The organism is Sphingobium sp. SCG-1 (assembly GCF_002953135.1).
GTDB lineage: Bacteria > Pseudomonadota > Alphaproteobacteria > Sphingomonadales > Sphingomonadaceae > Sphingobium.
The window spans coordinates 1,850,344-1,864,253 of the sequence record NZ_CP026372.1; the positions used below are offsets into that span (position 1 = coordinate 1,850,344).

Here is a 13,910-nt window from a genome sequence, read left to right on the forward strand (position 1 = left end):
GCTGCCGACAACAAAAAAGGTGGCGATGAACCGTCAAGTTCACCGCCACCTTCGCGATCATCTTTGCGGGTCGTTTATTCGGGTGCTTTCGCGACGCCCACGAAGGCAGGCCGCAGCAGGCGGTCCTTAATCATGTATCCCGCCTGCATTTCCTGCACCACGGTTCCCGGCGCAGCATCGGCGGAGGGGAGTTCCACCATCGCCTGATGCTTGTTCGGGTCCAGCGGCTGGCCGACGGCTTCGATCTTCTCGATCCCGTTCTTGCGGAACACGCTTTCCAACTCGCGACCCGTGGCTTCCAGGCCGACGACGAGGCTCTTCATCTTCTCGTCCTCGCGCAGGTCGGCGGGAATCGCGGCGAGGGCGCGCACGAGATTGTCCGCGATCGTCAGCATGTCGCGCGCAAAGCCGGTCGCGGCGTAAGAGCGCGTGTCCTGCAATTCTTTTTCCAGGCGGCGGCGCACATTCTGCGTCTCTGCATGGGCATAGAGCACGTCCTGCTTGGCAGCGGCGAGTTCATCCTCCAGCGCGGCGATGCGCTGCTCATGGGGATTCGCGGTCTCTTCTTCGGGAGCGATTTCGGCGGGGTTTTCGTTCATTGTTTCTTCGGTCATCTCATCAATCTCGAAAGGGTCTGCGCAGTGAAGTCCACCATGGGTATCACGCGCGCATAGTTCAAGCGCGTGGGGCCGATCACCCCGACCACGCCAACGACGCGGCCATCGCCTGCGCGGTACGGCGCGGCTATGACCGATGAACCGGACAGGGAAAAGAGCTTGTTTTCCGATCCGATGAATATCTTGGTCGCGCTGCCTGCCAGCGCGCTTTCGAGGAGGCGGGATATCTCCTGTTTACCCTCCAGTTCGTCAAGCAATTGCCGCACACGATCGAGGTCTGCCGATGCGGTGTCATCGATCAGGTTCGCCTGACCCCGGACGATCAGCACGGGGCGGTCCGCGCCGTCTGTCGACCAGATGGCAATGCCGCGATCGACCAGTTCGCGCGCGGCGCTGTCCAGTGCGCGGCGGTCGGCGTCGAGTTCCTGACCAAGCACAATTTCCGCTTGCCGCAGCGTCATCCCCGCGAGGCGCTGCGACATATAGTTGGCGGCTTCGGCGAGGTTGGAGGGGGTGACGCCGGGGGGCAGGTCCAGCACCCGGTTCTCGACCGAACCATCCTGCGCGACAAGGATGGCAAGCGCCTGATGATCGTTGAGGGCGACAAAGCTGAATTGACGCAATATCGGTTCGCGCTTCGGCACCATGACAATCCCTGCGCAGGCAGAGAGACCGGACAGTGCAAGCGTCGCGGCGGAGAGCGCATTCTCGATGGGGCCGCCTTCGCCCACTTGCGCCTCTATGGTGCGGCGTTCTTCCTGAGAGGGTTCGGCCGCCTGCATCATGCCGTCCACGAACAGGCGCAGGCCAGTCTCGGTCGGCATCCGGCCCGCGGATGTGTGGGGCGAGGCGAGCAGACCCAACTCCTCCAAATCCTGCATCACGTTTCGGATCGAGGCTGGCGAAAGGTTCAGCGTGTGCAGCCGCGCGATCGTGCGCGACGCCACGGGCACGCCGGTGCCGAGGTAGTTCTCCACTACCAGCCGAAACACGTCGCGCGCGCGGTCATTCAGTTCGCTGATCGGAATGGTCGCCATCGCTTGTATGTAGGGCGGATTGCGGAACGGCTCAATGCCAGTGCTCAGGGCCGGTATGCTAGGGGCGACGACTGAGGCGCACCGACAGGATCAGCATCACTATGCCCGCACCAGCCAGCGCGGCGCCGCGCCATGCCCAGGGCCGCACGTCGATCATGAAGCTGGACTCGGGCCACTTGATCAACCCCAGACCCTGGCCGATCCAGAGCAGGCCCATAAGCAGCGCCGCCGTGCCGAAGATTCGCAGTAGGCGGGGAAGAACCTTGTTCATCATTGTTTTCCTGTCGTGCCGGGCGCTGGTTTCAGCATCGCCTCTATGTTGAGCACTTTGGGCACCGCTGCAATGGCGGCGCGCAGGCGTGTGTGCTGCGGATCATGGCAGCCACCGTAATAATCGAGTTCCGACGGCTTTTGCGGCGCACGGTCCCAGACGATGCGATAGCCGGGCATATCCGTTGCCATCCGTTTGCAGGAGGGATCACCGGGGCCGATATTCTTCTTCGTGCCGGTCGCGGGGCGGAAGGGCGCCAGGCTGTCGCGCAAACGGCGATATTGTTGAGGCGTGACCGTGAAGCGCGTCTCGCCGGGGACCGAGGTGAATTTCTCGGGGAACAGCACCCCCGATCCATCTGGCTCCACCGTCACCTTGTAGACGGGGCACGCGCCGAAACAACGTCCGGCTGCGAAGCTGATCGTGTCGGCCTTGGCGGCTGGCTTCGGCGGGGACGGTGCGGTTGCGCACCCGCTTACCAGTGCGATCATGCCTATCGTCAGTGCCCGCATTGCGATCTCCTTTTTTAAGTTTGCCCTGCGTTTAGCCTGTTTTTGTCCGCGATGCACTGGCCAGCGAGACAAGGGGACGCTAAGCCGCGCGCCTAGGTTCAATAAGGAGTCATGTTCATGCGCCCATCCGGCCGCACCCCCGATCAGATGCGGGCCATTTCGATGGAGCCCGCCTTTACCATCCATGCCGAGGGTTCGTGCCTGATCAGCTTCGGCGACACGCGGGTGCTATGCACTGCGTCGGTCGAGGAGAAAGTGCCGCCATTCCTGCGCGGCAAGGGCGAGGGCTGGGTGACGGCGGAATATGGCATGCTCCCCCGCGCAACGCATACGCGCGGCAGCCGTGAAGCGGCGAAGGGCAAGCAGTCGGGTCGCACGCAGGAAATTCAGCGGCTGATCGGGCGCTCGCTTCGATCTGTGGTGGACCTCAAGAAGCTGGGTGAGCGGCAGATCACGATCGATTGCGACGTGTTGCAGGCCGACGGCGGCACGCGCACCGCGTCGATCTCCGGCGCATGGGTGGCGTTGCGGATCGCGGTCGATGGATTGATGGCGAAGGGCTTGCTGAAGGAAGACCCTATCCTGCAGAAAGTCGCGGCGATCAGTTGCGGCATCCATCAGGGAACGCCGGTGCTCGACCTCGACTATATCGAGGATTCGAGCGCGGAGGCGGACGCCAACTTCGTGCTGACCGGCGACAGCAAGCTCGCCGAAGTGCAGGCGACGGCGGAAGGCGCGACTTTCGACGAGGAAGAATTGCTGCGTCTGCTGCGGCTTGCGCGGATTGGTTGTGGGCAGATCTTCACGGCACAGGATAAGGCAACCGGCCGGTGAGCGATTTCATCGCCGACGATCCGAATGCGCCACAGGCGATCCGGAAACTGAAACCCGGCAAGCTGGTGATCGCCAGCCATAATCCGGGCAAGGTGCGTGAGATCCGCGCGCTGCTCGCGCCCTATGGGATCGAGCCGGTGTCGGCGGCGGACCTTGACTTGCCCGAACCGGAGGAGACCGGCACGACCTTCATCGCCAATGCGGAGCTGAAGGCGATGCAGGCGGCGGACCTGTCCGGCCTGCCCGCACTGTCTGACGACAGCGGCCTGTGCGTTGACGCGTTGCTGGGCGAGCCGGGCATATTCTCGGCGCGCTGGGCGGGGCCGGAGAAGGACTTCGACATGGCGATGGGTGCCGTGTGGCAGAAGCTGGAGGCGACCGGGCCCGAGGCAAGCAAGTCCGCGCATTTCATCTGCGCGCTGGCGCTGGCGTGGCCTGATGGGCATGTCGAGGCGTTCGAGGGGCGCGTGGACGGGACACTGGTCTGGCCGCCGCGTGGCAATCAGGGGTTCGGCTACGATGCGATGTTCGTGCCGCTGGGCCATGACATCAGCTTCGGCGAAATGAACCCTGACGCGAAACACGCGATGAGCCACCGTGCCGACGCTTTCGCCAAGTTCGTGGCGGCGGTGTTTTGAAGCCAGGCTAAGGTTGCTGGCTGACGAAGACCGCCAGTTGCGCGTCGAAGGCTCGTTTGAAGGGGGCCGTGCTTCGCCGCGGGCGATGTAGGCGGAGATGCTGGGATATTCCTCCAACAGGGACGATCCGTTCAACCTGCGCAGCACCGTCACCATCAGCAAGTCGCCCGCGCTGAATGCACCGTCGAGCCAATCGGCATCGCCGATTCGCTGGGAAAGCTCGCCTAACCGCTTGCGGACGCGCTCCGCCAGCATGGACTGGCGTTCCTCGAACCATGGTTTGCCGCTTTCAAGAATGCGGGCGATGGAAAATTCCCAGACGGGCGGCTCCACGGTGTCCAGCGCTGCGAACATCCAACTGATCGCGCGCGCCTTCGCGTTCGCATCTGCCGGTAGCAGGCCCGTATGGCGATCCGCGATATGGAATACGATCGCGCCCGATTCGAACAGCGCAAGATCGCCTTCCTCATAGGTTGGGATCTGCCCGAAAGGCTGCAAGGCGCGGTGCGCGGGGTCGTTCAGCGCGTCGAATGAGATGAGGCGGACGTCATAAGGCTGCCCCACTTCTTCCAGCGCCCAGCGGACGCGCATGTCGCGCGCCAATCCCCTGCCGCGATCTGGGGAGTTTTCGAAAGCGGTGATCGTGATCGTCATCGGTAGGCTCCCACTGTTCCCGCCATCCGTAGCGCCCTTGGCAAATCTCGCAACTGTCCCGAATGTGCGGAGATCACTGGAAAATCGGCGCCAGACTCCCTATCGGATGGGGATGATCACCTATGTCGACGTCACTGCGGACACACCACGGTCCAGAACAAGCGCTATAAAGCTTTACGGAGCGGACGCGTTCGAAGGGATGCGACGGGCTGGCCGGATCGCTGCCGAGACGCTCGACGCGCTCGTGCCATTGGTGGTGCCGGGAGTCACGACAGGCGAGCTCGACGATTTCGCCCGCAATGCGATCGTTGCGGCTGGCGCGATTCCCATCAACATCGGCTATAGCGGCTATGCCCATGCGACCTGCATTTCGGTGAACCACGTCGTGTGTCATGGCATTCCGGGTGCGAAAACCCTCATGGCGGGGGATATTCTTAATATCGACCTGACCGCCGTCATCGATGGCTGGCACGGCGACACCAGCCGGATGTTCCTGGTCGGGGACGTGCCGTTAAAGGCAAAGCGCCTGGTCCATGTCACATATGAATGCATGATGCTGGGCATCGAGCAGGCGCATCCGGGCAACCATCTGGGCGACATAGGGCACGCCATTCAGCGTCATGCGGAAAAGAACCGCTATGGCGTGGTGCGGGACTTCGTGGGCCATGGCGTTGGCCTTGTCTATCATGATGAGCCTGATGTGGCCCATTATGGTCGCCCCGGCACGGGACCTGAACTGCGTCCCGGAATGATGTTCACTATCGAGCCGATGATCAATATCGGCAAGCCCGGCGTCAAGATTCTGGATGACGACTGGACCGCCGTCACTCGGGATCGCTCGCTATCGGCGCAATTCGAGCATTCGATCGGCATCACCGAACAGGGGGCTGAGATCTTTACGCTCAGCCCCAAGGGACTTCACCACCCGCCCTATCGCTGAATTGCGTTCGAGGGGGAAGGCAGCCGGTCCCTCCGATCAGGCCGGCACTGCCGCCCTGCATTCCCCGGTGCGCTTGCCCGACAGGTCGTGCGTCGTCCGTAGCACGGCTTTGCCGCCTTCGGTCCTGGTCATACTGACGCCGAGCGTCATGGTTTCGGGCGTGTAATTGCCTTCCATCACCAGTTCGGACGTGCCCTTGCCTGCCTTGCAGGAAAGAGTACCGATGAAGCGCCCCTTGCGGATGCTCGTTTCCTTGTAGGTGCAGTCCTTGCCCTCTTCGCCCGCAAGCGCGTCGGCATCCGGATAGCCATTGGATGCCACCGCGACGCAGACCTCCGCCGTGCTCTTGGTGCCGACCATCCGGGCATATTCTTCCGCAGTGATCGTGGGCGTGTTGTAACCGGTAATCGTGCGGTTCATCGTCCACTGGCCCGCCTTCAGCAGGATCGGCGCATCTTCCTTTTCGGGCGGAGGCGCTTCCGCCGCGCTGCATCCTGCCAATAGCATTACGGTCGCCGCTAATATCCCGCGCATCCTCTTGTCCCCCTTATTTATAGTTGGTGGAACAGATGCTCTACCTCCGCGTCGGCAAGTGCAAGCCCGAATTGCCCGATCAGCACTTCGCGGTAGTCGGCAACGGTTTCGATCAAACGACTGTCATTTTGGCCGTTGCGGTGGACGGACAGTTGCCGGTCGAAGAGCGAGATGAAGCCGTCCGCCATCACCCGGCTGGCGATTGTCAGCGTCGTGAAGCGCGTGTCCGGTCGCGTCGCCGTCCAGTGATTGGAAAGTTCGAGGTCGATGGCTTCGACGGGATCGAGAGTGAAGCTATATTGCGCTTGCCAATCGCGCGTGGCGGCGCTGCGACCATCTGTTGCACCGGGATCGCCTGCGCGTTCCAGCATCCATGTGCGTTCGTCCCGCAGGATCAGGCGATGCGCGGTGCCGTCCGGGGCTAGCGTCTGTGCGCCGTCTTCAAGGGGCAGGGGCGGGGAGAAGCTGCCGCCGAAACCCGCGTCGGCGATCCATTCGCGGCCCTCGATCGTCACCAGATTGAGCGTGTGTGTGAGCGGCGGCGTCGCGGTCGCCAACAGCCATACGCGGGCGAGCAGCGGGCGCGCCGTGAAACCTAGGACATGCAAGGCGCGCAGGAATAGTGAGTTCTGCTCAAAGCAGTAGCCGCCGCGCTTCCGCTTCACCAGCTTAGCGAACACCGAAGGCCCGTCGATGGCGATGCCGCGTCCTAAAGGAATGTCGAGGTTCTCGAACGGGATTGCAAGCCGGTGCGCACGATGCACCGCTGCCAGCCCGCCTAAGTCCGGGGCTGGTGCAACGGGCAGGTCTATGCGGTCGAGATATGCGGGCAGGTCGAACGGGGCGATCAGTGGTCGGGTCCGATGCAGAACGCCGCAAGCTTGTTGCCCTCGGGATCGCGAAAATATGCGCCGTAAAAGGCTTGCGGTCCCTCCGGTCCGCGCAATCCCGGTGCGCCCTCGTCCGTACCGCCGAGTTCCAGCGCCTTGGCATGAAAAGCATCGACATCCGCGCGGGTTGGGCGCTCGATCCCTACCATATTACCGTTTCCCGGAGAGGCCGCTCCGCCATCGAAGGGGCGGGTGATGGCGATGCCAGGGGCTTCGAAAGATGTTGCGTACATCGTGAGGAAGTTGCCGTCCTCACCCTGCTCGAACAGCCGCGACGCGCCGATGCTGCCCAGTAGGCCGTCATAATATGCGCGCGCCGTTTCGACATTGTTGATGCCCAAAGTCACGTAACCGATCATGCTGCCTGTCCTTTCGTCTTCATCCGATGTGTGTCAGTCTCCAGCCTTCGGGGTCGTGGCTGCACCAGCGGGACAATCGCCGATGCGCTTGCCTTCGCTCTTGATCTTCATGGTCATGCCCATGCCGCCGCCCATGCCTTCGGACTGCATCTCCATCGCCATTGCATAGCTGGTGGGCTGATAGGTGCCTTTCAGCATCATCTTCATGACTGCCTTGGGATTGTTCGGCGCGCTGCAGGTCATCGTGCCGCTGATGATGCCGTTGTTCATGTCCATGTTCGCGTAAGCGCACTTCGCGTCCTTCTGCGCGGCCAGAAAATCCGCGCCAGGCTTGGCCGCCTGTTCGGGCGTGATGCAGTGTTTGACGGTGTTCTTCTGCCCAACCATCTGCTTCATCGCATTGGCGGGCGCGTCCTTGGGCAGGCCGGTCATCTGGACGTCCAGAATTTCCTGAGTCGCTTCCCATTCGCCGGGTTCCAGCTTCACTTCGTCCATCTTGCTGGCGACCTGTTCGGCGGTCATCGGACCCGTCGCGGCCTTGTCGTTCTTGCCGCAGCCGGTAAGCAAGAGCGCCGCGCCAAACACCAATATCGCCGCTTTCATGCCAGCCGTCTCCCGTGTCGCCGCACATCCATTGCGCGGCCCATTGCGAGCGACCATATCAGTGCGCGATGGCTATTCAAATCCGAACCTCGCTTGCCGAACCAGAGACCGGCGAAGACTTCGTCCCTCACCGCCCGGCGCGTCCCGAAAAGACCGAAGGCGGGCGTCCGTTCACGCTCGTCTCCGACTACGAACCGGCGGGCGACCAGCCGACCGCGATCGCGGAATTGGTGCAGACGGCGCTGGCGGGGGAACACGACCAGGTGCTGCTGGGCGTCACCGGATCGGGCAAGACGTTCACGATGGCGAAGGTGATCGAGGCATTGCAGCGGCCAGCGCTGATCTTGGCCCCGAACAAGATTTTGGCCGCGCAATTATATGGGGAGTTCAAGAGCTTCTTCCCCGACAATGCCGTCGAATATTTCGTGTCCTACTACGATTACTATCAGCCGGAAGCCTATGTGCCGCGTTCCGACACCTATATCGAGAAGGAGTCGAGCACCAACGAGAGCATCGACCGGATGCGCCATTCCGCGACGCGTGCGCTGCTGGAGCGGGACGACGTGATTATCGTGGCGTCGGTTTCCTGCCTTTATGGCATCGGCTCGGTCGAGACCTATTCGGCGATGACTTTCCCGATCAAGAAGGGCGAAGTCGCCGACCAGCGCGAGATGATCCGCAAGCTGGTGGCGCTGCAATATAAGCGGAACGACATGGGCTTTGCGCGCGGCAATTTTCGCGTGAAGGGCGACAATCTGGAGATATTTCCGTCGCACTATGAGGACACGGCTTGGCGCATCAGCTTCTTTGGGGACGAGGTCGAGGAGATTGCCGAGTTCGATCCGCTGAGCGGCAAGCGCATAGCGACGCTCGACTATGTAAAGGTCTTCCCGAACAGCCACCATGTTACGCCCGGCCCGACGTTGAAGCAGGCGATGGACGCGATCCGGCATGAACTGTCGGAGCGGCTGAAGGAACTGATCATGGAAGGCAAGCTGCTGGAGGCGCAGCGGCTGGAGCAGCGCACGAATTTCGATCTGGAGATGATTCAGGCGACCGGTTCCTGCGCGGGGATCGAGAACTACTCGCGCTTTCTTTCGGGCCGCCTGCCGGGTGAGCCGCCGCCGACCTTGTTCGAGTATTTGCCCGAAAATGCGCTGCTCTTCGTCGACGAGAGCCACCAGACCGTGCCGCAGATCGGGGCGATGGCGCGGGGCGATCATCGGCGGAAGATCACGCTGGCGGAATATGGCTTTCGCCTGCCGAGCTGCATCGACAATCGCCCGCTGCGCTTCAACGAATGGGACGCGATGCGACCGCAGACAGTCAGCGTTTCTGCGACGCCTGGCAATTGGGAAATGGAGCAGACAGGCGGCGTATTCTCCGAACAGGTGATCCGTCCCACGGGGCTGATCGATCCGCCAGTGGAGATCAAGCCGGTCGAGGATCAGGTCGACGACCTCATCAACGAGGCGCGCAAGACGGCGGCGGCGGGATATCGCACGCTGGTGACGACGCTGACCAAGCGGATGGCGGAGGATCTGACCGAGTTCATGCATGAGGCGGGGCTGAAGGTCCGCTACATGCACAGCGACGTGGAGACATTGGAGCGCATCGAGCTGATCCGCGATTTGCGGCTAGGCGTCTATGACGTGCTGGTCGGCATCAACCTGCTGCGCGAGGGGCTGGATATCCCGGAGTGCGGACTGGTTGGGATCTTGGACGCGGACAAGGAAGGCTTCCTGCGCTCCGAAACTTCGCTGATCCAGACGATCGGGCGCGCGGCGCGTAACGTCGATGGCCGCGTGATCCTCTATGCCGACCGCGTGACCGGCAGCATGGAGCGGGCGCTCAACGAGACCGGGCGGCGGCGCGAGAAGCAGGAGGCATACAACCTCGAACATGGCATCACGCCGACAACGATCAAGCGCAACATCGGCGACATCATCGCCCATGTTTCGAACAAGGACAGCGTGCTGGTCGACACGGGCGACGCGGATCGCCCGCACATGGTGGGCCACAACCTGCGCGCGTACATCGAAGACCTGGAAAAGAAGATGCGCGCAGCCGCCTCCGACTTGGAGTTCGAGGAAGCCGGCCGCATCCGTGACGAAATCCGCAAGTTGGAAGCAGAGGAACTTGGATTGCCGGTCGATCAACAGGTCGCCGCGCCAAGGGGCCGCGCGAGCGAAGGCAAGCCGGGCACGCGGAAGATGCGCTATGGGAAGACGCAGCGGAAATTTGGGTAGCGCCCACGCCGATTAGCGGTTGAGGCTGTTGCTTGGCTGGGCCATACCCCGGCGATGCGATTTTTCCGATTTCCGCTCGCCGCTCTTGTCCTTGTTGCGTCGTGCGTTGCGCCGCCTCGGCAGGAGCCTGCGCCCGCGCCGCTGCCACCTGTCCGAGCACCCGCGCCAGCACCGGCGCCTGTGCAGCCGAAGGACTGGCGCGACTGGCCCCTGACGGCGGGGGAGTGGCGCTATCAGACGGGGGGATCGTCCAGTAGCGCGACTTTTGGCGTCGCGGGCGCTTTGCCTGTATTGACGATACGGTGCGAGCTGCCTTTGCGGCAGTTTGTGTTCGCGCCGGCTGCGGCGAGAGTGGCAGGGCAGATGGTTGTGCGGACGACCTTCGGTGTGGCGTCGTGGCCGTTGCAGGCGTCGACCGCGAACCCGGCGCAGTTCGTTGCCGTGCGGGCCGGGAGCGACCCGGCGCTCGACCAGATTGCGTTCAGCAGGGGGCGGTTTGTGGTCGAAGTACCAGGCGCTGCGCCGCTGGTTCTACCGACATGGGCGGAAATCACGCGGGTGATCGAGGATTGCAGGGGTTGACCATGCCGCAGGTTTCGCCGCACGAGCGAGCAAGTATGATGGCAAAAAAGATTATTTCAAGCCTTGATCGAAAGTCGCAATTGATTCACTAATCGGGTGTCGCCGGAACAGGCAACTGCCCAAACCGGCACGCAGTGTTCAACATAGCGAAAGGAGGTGATCCGATGTCTCATGGTTCAGTATTGGGGTCGGTCAAGTCCATTCAGGAAACGCGCCGCTGAGCGACGCCTTTAGCGTCGATTTTCGAAAATCCGGCATCATTTTACCGTCAGCGCGGTGGGTGCCTCTGTATCGAAAATAGCGCGATCAACGTTTCCCTTGGGCGGCATTTCCGGCCGCTGACCATGCAAATGATGGGCCGTCGGGCATGACCCGGCGGCCCCTCTCATGCTTGCGGTACATGCCCTCTATTCAGTCGCACAGTATGTGGGCGCACTCAGTGTAATGTGCGTGCGAGAGTTATCGCCAGTATGGAATGCAGCATAGCTCACTTGGACAGCTTTGGTCGTTTGCCGCGCCGCCGACACGAATGGTATTCGCCGGAGCGACGCATTCCTGAGCAGGCGACGGAATGGTGGTATGCCCGGACATTCGCGTGATGATTAATGCCGCGCAGCAATTAGAAGCGCTAACTCAATTCCTTGGAGCGGCGTGCATAGGCGGCTTGCCATAGCATCAGGCAGGGAACGACGCCGAGTTCCATGGCAAGGCCGAGCAGATGGCCCTTTGACGGCGCGCCGACCGACAATAGCGAGTAGGCCCGTGCGAGGCCGCCAATCACAACGAACATGCCGAGCATCCGAAAGCGTTCGCCCTTCATCTCGATGTTCGGCACGCAGGAACAGAAAGCGAGGCCAACGCCGAAGAATATGCCACTCATGTAGCGGAAGTGGCTGTCCAGATCGACAGGCGCCGCACCCACGCCGCGCAGCCATTGCGGACCGTGCAATATGCCCGTGCTGCCCGTCACCAGCGGCACGATGCAGGCGAGGGCAACGATAACCTGCAAAAGACGCTTTTCGATCATGCGCCTTCATCCTCCTCCGCTTTGTGGAAGAGGACTTCGTTGCGGATGTGAATGGTGCGAGACGCCAAGCGAATCTCGATGATGAAGGTGACGAACGCCGCTGCCTGCAGCATCATCGCAGCAATGAAGAGGAACGCTATCGGACGACCGATATGGCCGTGGAACAGCTCGGACCCGAACAGGAGGATGACGACTAGGCAAACCGATGCGCCACTCGCAACGGTCAGGAAGATCGCGCTGTTCACCACGGTCATGCGGCGGTCGAGCTTGCGGATCTCATCGACGAATCGGTCATGTTCCTTGCCACGCGTCGCCAATACGAGACTTTCAACGACGCGGGCGCGGTCGATCACACGGGCGAGCCGACCGGTGCAGACGTTGAGAAACGCGCCGAGTCCCGCAAGCAGGAAAACCGGGGCAAGGGCGAGTTGGATCGTTTGCGCGACTTGAGCGACTTGCGGCATCGGAATCACAGAATGGCTGTCTCCGCTTCCGGAGCCGGCGTGGGCGCAACTGCATGTGGCGCCAGACCCCAGCCGAACTGCGCCCAAAGGCGCTCATGACCGTAGTACAGGAGAATCTTGGTGACGACTTCGGTCGAGGCGATCGCGCCCGCTGCCTTGACATCATGCGTGAAGAACAGGCCCAGGAGGAATGTGTCGATGCTGCCGAGGGTGCGCCAGCTTACGGCTTTTGCGAAGGACCGGGGATTGGATTCCTTGCCTCTGAAAAGCAGCATCGCGATTCCTTGGGTCTAGGAGGGGTGGGGTTTTGAAGGGCAGGATGGCCGCCGGACGGCGCAAACCGTCCGGCGGAAAGCAATTTCAGACCGCGGCTTTCGTATTCGGCGTATTGACGCCCATGCTCTGGAGGTAGCGTTTCACGTTGCGCGCTGCCTGGCGCAGCCGCTGCTCGTTCTCGACCATAGCGATGCGGACATAGCCTTCGCCGTCCTCGCCATAGCCGACGCCGGGCGCGACCGCGACCTTGGCATGGGTGAGCAGCTGCTTGGAGAACTCCAGGCTGCCCATATCTTTCAAGGCTGGAGGCAAGGGCGCCCATGCGAACATGGATGCACGCGGAGCGGGGATGTCCCATCCGGCGCGTGCGAAGCTTTCGACCAATATGTCGCGGCGCTTGTGATAGAGTTCGCGGTTCTTCTGGACGATATCCTGCGGGCCGTTCAACGCGGCACAGGCGGCGGCCTGAATGGGGGTGAAGGCACCATAGTCGAGGTAGCTTTTCACGCGTGTCATCGCCGCGATCAGCGTCTTGTTGCCGACTGCGAAGCCGATGCGCCAGCCTGCCATGGAGTAGGTCTTGCTAAGCGAGGTGAACTCCACCGCAACATCTTTCGCGCCCGGCACCTGTAGGATGGAAGGCGTCGGATTGCCGTCGAAATACAGTTCCGAATAGGCAAGGTCGGACAAGATCCAGACCTTGTTCTCCTTCGCCCAGGCGACCAGCCGCTCGTAGAAGGCGAGATCGACGGTCTCGGCGGTCGGATTCGACGGATAGTTGACGACCAGGATCGACGGGCGCGGCACGGTGAACGCCATGGCGCGATCGAGCGAGCGGAAATACTGCTCATCAGGCGTGGTTGGCACCGAACGGATCGTGGCCCCGGCGATGATGAAGCCGAAGGTGTGGATCGGATAACTTGGGTTAGGCGCGAGCACGACATCGCCGGGTGCAGTGATCGCGGTGGCGAGGCTCGCCAATCCTTCCTTCGATCCCATCGTCACGACGACTTCCGTCTCGGGATCGACGTCTACACCGAAGCGCCGCCCGTAATAATTCGCCTGCGCCTTGCGGAGACCCGGAATACCCTTCGACGCGGAATAGCCATGCGCGTCGGGCTTTTGCGCCACCTCCACCAGTTTCGCGATGACGTGATCGGGCGGCGGCAAGTCGGGATTGCCCATGCCAAGATCGATGATGTCCTCACCCGCCGCACGCGCCGCGGCCCGCATCGCGTTCACTTCGGCGATGACATAAGGGGGCAGGCGTTTCATGCGGTAGAATTCTTCGGACATTGGTCGATACTTTCCTTGGGTTGTGCGTAGTAGCCCTAGTTGCCTATTGTGCGTAGTCTCCAGCGGATGGCAAAGTGCTCACACTGGAGCGAGTGCGGTATAGACCGGTGCAGCACGGCTGGCCAGA

The 13,910-nt window shown here is 62.1% G+C and carries 17 protein-coding genes and 1 pseudogene; 5 read left to right on the top strand and 13 right to left on the bottom strand.

Annotation, left to right across the window (positions count from 1 at the left end; all coding sequences use genetic code 11):
- Positions 1–74: 74 nt before the first annotated feature.
- Genes grpE through C1T17_RS08520 form a run of 4 tightly spaced genes read right to left on the bottom strand, consistent with a single transcriptional unit; the run spans position 75 to position 2,437 of the window.
- On the bottom strand, positions 75–614 hold the full coding sequence (gene grpE, locus C1T17_RS08505) for a nucleotide exchange factor GrpE (RefSeq protein ID WP_104953084.1): 540 nt from the start codon (positions 612–614) through the stop codon (positions 75–77).
- Positions 611–1,654 carry a heat-inducible transcriptional repressor HrcA gene (hrcA, locus tag C1T17_RS08510; RefSeq protein WP_104953085.1) on the bottom strand — a complete coding sequence of 348 codons (1,044 nt, stop codon included), beginning with the start codon at positions 1,652–1,654 and terminating at the stop codon, positions 611–613. The genes grpE and hrcA overlap by 4 nt, the downstream gene beginning before the upstream one ends.
- 58 nt (positions 1,655–1,712) lie before the next feature.
- Positions 1,713–1,928, bottom strand: a complete 216-nt coding sequence (locus tag C1T17_RS08515) for a hypothetical protein (protein ID WP_317617070.1) — start codon at positions 1,926–1,928, stop codon at positions 1,713–1,715.
- Complete coding sequence (locus C1T17_RS08520; RefSeq protein ID WP_189338548.1) at positions 1,925–2,437, bottom strand: DUF6438 domain-containing protein; 513 nt, start codon at positions 2,435–2,437, stop codon at positions 1,925–1,927. The genes C1T17_RS08515 and C1T17_RS08520 overlap by 4 nt, the downstream gene beginning before the upstream one ends.
- A 117-nt stretch (positions 2,438–2,554) precedes the next feature.
- On the opposite strand from C1T17_RS08520, the gene rph reads away from it, so the two are divergent.
- Together rph and rdgB are read left to right on the top strand one after the other, a co-directional pair.
- Entirely contained in the window at positions 2,555–3,271 is a 717-nt protein-coding gene (rph, locus tag C1T17_RS08525) for a ribonuclease PH (protein ID WP_104955093.1), read from the top strand.
- Positions 3,268–3,909: an RdgB/HAM1 family non-canonical purine NTP pyrophosphatase gene (gene rdgB / locus C1T17_RS08530; RefSeq protein WP_411269224.1), complete on the top strand. Its 642-nt coding sequence runs from the start codon at positions 3,268–3,270 to the stop codon at positions 3,907–3,909. The genes rph and rdgB overlap by 4 nt, the downstream gene beginning before the upstream one ends.
- A 462-nt stretch (positions 3,910–4,371) precedes the next feature.
- Here rdgB and C1T17_RS21900 read toward each other — a convergent pair.
- A pseudogene (locus C1T17_RS21900) lies at positions 4,372–4,563 on the bottom strand (glutathione S-transferase N-terminal domain-containing protein); the annotation flags it as partial.
- A gap of 112 nt (positions 4,564–4,675) precedes the next feature.
- Between C1T17_RS21900 and map the strand changes: the two are divergent.
- Positions 4,676–5,503: a type I methionyl aminopeptidase gene (gene map / locus C1T17_RS08540; RefSeq protein WP_104955095.1), complete on the top strand. Its 828-nt coding sequence runs from the start codon at positions 4,676–4,678 to the stop codon at positions 5,501–5,503.
- Between the two features lie 36 nt (positions 5,504–5,539).
- Here map and C1T17_RS08545 read toward each other — a convergent pair whose 3' ends face one another.
- From C1T17_RS08545 to C1T17_RS08560, 4 genes are read right to left on the bottom strand one after another with little or no spacing between them, the layout of a single operon-like run.
- Positions 5,540–6,037 (bottom strand): DUF3617 domain-containing protein, encoded by a 498-nt coding sequence (locus tag C1T17_RS08545; protein ID WP_104953087.1) that lies wholly within the window; start codon positions 6,035–6,037, stop codon positions 5,540–5,542.
- Between the two features lie 17 nt (positions 6,038–6,054).
- Positions 6,055–6,945 (bottom strand): arylamine N-acetyltransferase family protein, encoded by an 891-nt coding sequence (locus C1T17_RS08550; protein WP_411269233.1) that lies wholly within the window; start codon positions 6,943–6,945, stop codon positions 6,055–6,057.
- Positions 6,885–7,286 carry a VOC family protein gene (locus C1T17_RS08555; RefSeq protein WP_104953089.1) on the bottom strand — a complete coding sequence of 134 codons (402 nt, stop codon included), beginning with the start codon at positions 7,284–7,286 and terminating at the stop codon, positions 6,885–6,887. The genes C1T17_RS08550 and C1T17_RS08555 overlap by 61 nt, the downstream gene beginning before the upstream one ends.
- Positions 7,287–7,319: 33 nt before the next feature.
- Positions 7,320–7,946, bottom strand: a complete 627-nt coding sequence (locus C1T17_RS08560) for a DUF3617 domain-containing protein (RefSeq protein ID WP_104953090.1) — start codon at positions 7,944–7,946, stop codon at positions 7,320–7,322.
- An 11-nt stretch (positions 7,947–7,957) separates the two neighbouring features.
- Between C1T17_RS08560 and uvrB the strand changes: the two genes are divergently transcribed.
- Both uvrB and C1T17_RS08570 read left to right on the top strand, forming a co-directional pair.
- Complete coding sequence (uvrB, locus tag C1T17_RS08565; protein ID WP_104953091.1) at positions 7,958–10,138, top strand: excinuclease ABC subunit UvrB; 2,181 nt, start codon at positions 7,958–7,960, stop codon at positions 10,136–10,138.
- 54 nt (positions 10,139–10,192) lie between these two features.
- Complete coding sequence (locus C1T17_RS08570) at positions 10,193–10,720, top strand: hypothetical protein (protein WP_104953092.1); 528 nt, start codon at positions 10,193–10,195, stop codon at positions 10,718–10,720.
- A 628-nt stretch (positions 10,721–11,348) separates the two neighbouring features.
- Here the strand turns inward: C1T17_RS08570 and C1T17_RS08575 are convergent.
- The 4 genes from C1T17_RS08575 to C1T17_RS08590 all read right to left on the bottom strand — a co-directional run bounded on the left by C1T17_RS08575 (position 11,349) and on the right by C1T17_RS08590 (position 13,783).
- Positions 11,349–11,747 carry a DUF4345 domain-containing protein gene (locus tag C1T17_RS08575; protein WP_104953093.1) on the bottom strand — a complete coding sequence of 133 codons (399 nt, stop codon included), beginning with the start codon at positions 11,745–11,747 and terminating at the stop codon, positions 11,349–11,351.
- Positions 11,744–12,220, bottom strand: a complete 477-nt coding sequence (locus C1T17_RS08580; protein ID WP_189338549.1) for a DUF2721 domain-containing protein — start codon at positions 12,218–12,220, stop codon at positions 11,744–11,746. The genes C1T17_RS08575 and C1T17_RS08580 overlap by 4 nt, the downstream gene beginning before the upstream one ends.
- Positions 12,217–12,486, bottom strand: coding sequence for a DUF2061 domain-containing protein (locus tag C1T17_RS08585; RefSeq protein ID WP_104953094.1), 270 nt, complete (start codon positions 12,484–12,486; stop codon positions 12,217–12,219). The genes C1T17_RS08580 and C1T17_RS08585 overlap by 4 nt, the downstream gene beginning before the upstream one ends.
- Before the next feature lie 85 nt (positions 12,487–12,571).
- A complete protein-coding gene (locus C1T17_RS08590) occupies positions 12,572–13,783 on the bottom strand; it encodes an LL-diaminopimelate aminotransferase (protein ID WP_104953095.1) in 1,212 nt (403 codons plus the stop codon).
- Positions 13,784–13,910: the final 127 nt, after the last annotated feature.

Coding starts and splice junctions, on each gene's coding strand:
- grpE (WP_104953084.1), bottom strand. CDS start 614: ATGACCGAAGAAACAATGAACGAAAACCCCGCCGAAATCGCTCCCGAA.
- hrcA (WP_104953085.1), bottom strand. CDS start 1,654: ATGGCGACCATTCCGATCAGCGAACTGAATGACCGCGCGCGCGACGTG.
- C1T17_RS08515 (WP_317617070.1), bottom strand. CDS start 1,928: ATGATGAACAAGGTTCTTCCCCGCCTACTGCGAATCTTCGGCACGGCG.
- C1T17_RS08520 (WP_189338548.1), bottom strand. CDS start 2,437: ATGCGGGCACTGACGATAGGCATGATCGCACTGGTAAGCGGGTGCGCA.
- rph (WP_104955093.1), top strand. CDS start 2,555: ATGCGCCCATCCGGCCGCACCCCCGATCAGATGCGGGCCATTTCGATG.
- map (WP_104955095.1), top strand. CDS start 4,676: ATGATCACCTATGTCGACGTCACTGCGGACACACCACGGTCCAGAACA.
- C1T17_RS08545 (WP_104953087.1), bottom strand. CDS start 6,037: ATGCGCGGGATATTAGCGGCGACCGTAATGCTATTGGCAGGATGCAGC.
- C1T17_RS08555 (WP_104953089.1), bottom strand. CDS start 7,286: ATGATCGGTTACGTGACTTTGGGCATCAACAATGTCGAAACGGCGCGC.
- C1T17_RS08560 (WP_104953090.1), bottom strand. CDS start 7,946: ATGGTCGCTCGCAATGGGCCGCGCAATGGATGTGCGGCGACACGGGAG.
- uvrB (WP_104953091.1), top strand. CDS start 7,958: ATGGCTATTCAAATCCGAACCTCGCTTGCCGAACCAGAGACCGGCGAA.
- C1T17_RS08570 (WP_104953092.1), top strand. CDS start 10,193: ATGCGATTTTTCCGATTTCCGCTCGCCGCTCTTGTCCTTGTTGCGTCG.
- C1T17_RS08575 (WP_104953093.1), bottom strand. CDS start 11,747: ATGATCGAAAAGCGTCTTTTGCAGGTTATCGTTGCCCTCGCCTGCATC.
- C1T17_RS08585 (WP_104953094.1), bottom strand. CDS start 12,486: ATGCTGCTTTTCAGAGGCAAGGAATCCAATCCCCGGTCCTTCGCAAAA.
- C1T17_RS08590 (WP_104953095.1), bottom strand. CDS start 13,783: ATGTCCGAAGAATTCTACCGCATGAAACGCCTGCCCCCTTATGTCATC.